The following is a 1890-nucleotide window of genomic DNA, read 5'->3' on the forward strand; positions in this document are numbered from 1 at the left end:
TTGGCAATCTGATCATTGCAACCGGGGGATTGCACAGGGAGGGATCCACCACATGCACATCACGCAGAGCAACGGAGGCGGCGACGGCGCCACCCCCGCCGCCGGCGACCCCCGGCTGAGATGGAGCAGCGTCGACCCCGACGCCGGCCCACCGCCGCTCCACCGCCGCCGCGACGGCATCCTGCCCGCCGTCGCGGCAGCGCTGTCCGTCCGCGGCGAGACGCTGACCTGCACCGGGGGCAAGGCCGACCAGCCGCCGACGCTCCATCCGCTGGTGCGGGAATTCCTCGACGCGCTCGCCAGCGGCCAGCGTGAACGATTCACCGGGCGCTGCCCCGAGGTGATCCTGCTCTCCCGCCATCTGGCGCACGTCGAGGCCGGCCGCTCCAAGCGCGCCTCCCGCAAACCGCTCACCCAGGGTGAGGCCCGCCGCTCCCTCAAACAGGCCAAACTCACCACCCGCAGGATCCGGGAGGCGGGCGACCCGCAGCACGGCAGCTACGCCCCGCCCTGTCTGTCCTGCGCCGCGCTGCTGGCCCATTTCGGCGTACGGGTGGTGGGTGAGAGCACGTGAACCAGGCACATCAAGCACCACAGACGGCTCAAGCCCCGCCGGGGGCGCGGACACCGCAGCCGACACGCCCGGCCCGGCAGCCGATCGACCGCTTGGACGTCACCCGCTTCTCCGTCGCCGTGGACGCCGCCCTGCGCGAGGCGGGCTGGCAGCCCGGCCGCTGGGACATGCGGCGCGCCGAGGTCTGGGCCGACACCCTGCGCGCCCACACCTCCCCCGCGGGCCACCGGCACGCCGTCTTCCCGGCGGCGGTCGAGGCATGGGCGGAGTTCGGCGGGCTGCACATCCAGCCGCCCGGGGCGGGCCGCGAGATCGCCCCGACCCCGTTCCGTATCGATCCCCTGCTCGGCCTCCACCTCGCCCGCACCCTCGGCGATCTGGGCCGGGCCCTGGAGACCGAGGTAAGCCCGCTGGGCGAAGAGGCCGACGGGCAGGCGGTGCTGACCATCGACGCGGAGGGACGGATCTACAGCCTCGACCACACCGGGGACTGGTACCTCGGCCCCACCCTGGACGCCGCCCTCAGCACCCTCGTCACGGGCGCGCTCCCGGCCAGGCTGACCCGCGCGTGAGGCGCGCGATCCGACCGGGCGTCGGTACCAGATCCTGTCCGGCGGATCGTCAAGGCCCGCGACGCCTGGCGCAGCGCCCGGCTACCGCCGGAAGGTACTCGGCCGCGCTGAGGCGCCCCGAAGGGGCGCGGGGCTGTGTCGATGTGCGGCTCCGCCGCGTGGGCGCGACCAGCCACCACGGCGCCGCAGACGAACGACGGCAGCTCAGGGCTCAGGCGCTCTTCGCCCGCTCCACGCCCCCGCCGCGGCCCTCGGCCGCGGCGGGGTCCGTACGAGACGTCCCGTCCGTGTGACCCATATGACCCGTGTGATCCGTGTGATCCGTGTGATCCGCGTCATCCGGGCGGTCCGTACGGCCGCGGCCGTCCGTGCCGCCCGGGCCGCCAGGCCCATCCGTCCAGTCCGGGATGACCGCCGACACCCGGAAGCCACCCGCCTCCGTGGCCCCCGACACAAAACCCCCGCCGAGCGTCGAGACCCGCTCCCGCATCCCGACCAGGCCGTTCCCCCCGCTCGGCAGCCCCGCGTCCGCCGCGCCGCGCTCCGACGGCCCGTTCTCCACCAGGACCGCGATCTCGGCGGTGCGGTGCGCCACCCGGACCCGGGCGCTCGCGCCCGGGGCGTGCTTGTGGACGTTGGTCAGCGCCTCCTGGACCACCCGGTAGGCCGTCTGCTCCACCGGAGCCGCGTACCGCCGCTCCTCGCCCTCGATCGAGAGCTCCACGGCCATCCCCGCCGCCCGGG

General features: G+C 74.8%; 3 protein-coding genes. 2 read left to right on the top strand and 1 reads right to left on the bottom strand.

The genetic code is table 11. The features are described from left to right. Window positions 1-52 precede the first annotated feature (52 nt). Together GWI24_RS43810 and GWI24_RS43815 are read left to right on the top strand one after the other, a co-directional pair. A complete protein-coding gene (locus GWI24_RS43810) occupies window positions 53-574 on the top strand; it encodes a YwqJ-related putative deaminase (RefSeq protein WP_210951580.1) in 522 nt (173 codons plus the stop codon). 83 nt (window positions 575-657) lie between these two features. Then, window positions 658-1146 carry an SUKH-3 domain-containing protein gene (locus GWI24_RS43815; protein WP_210951581.1) on the top strand — a complete coding sequence of 163 codons (489 nt, stop codon included), beginning with the start codon at window positions 658-660 and terminating at the stop codon, window positions 1144-1146. Window positions 1147-1357: 211 nt separating this feature from the next. Here GWI24_RS43815 and GWI24_RS43820 read toward each other — a convergent pair. Continuing rightward, window positions 1358-1890: sensor histidine kinase (locus GWI24_RS43820; RefSeq protein WP_374103417.1), on the bottom strand; the 533-nt coding region annotated here is incomplete at its 5' end.

Source organism: Streptomyces sp. MK37H (assembly GCF_018035285.1).
GTDB classification, from domain to species: domain Bacteria; phylum Actinomycetota; class Actinomycetes; order Streptomycetales; family Streptomycetaceae; genus Streptomyces; species Streptomyces endocoffeicus.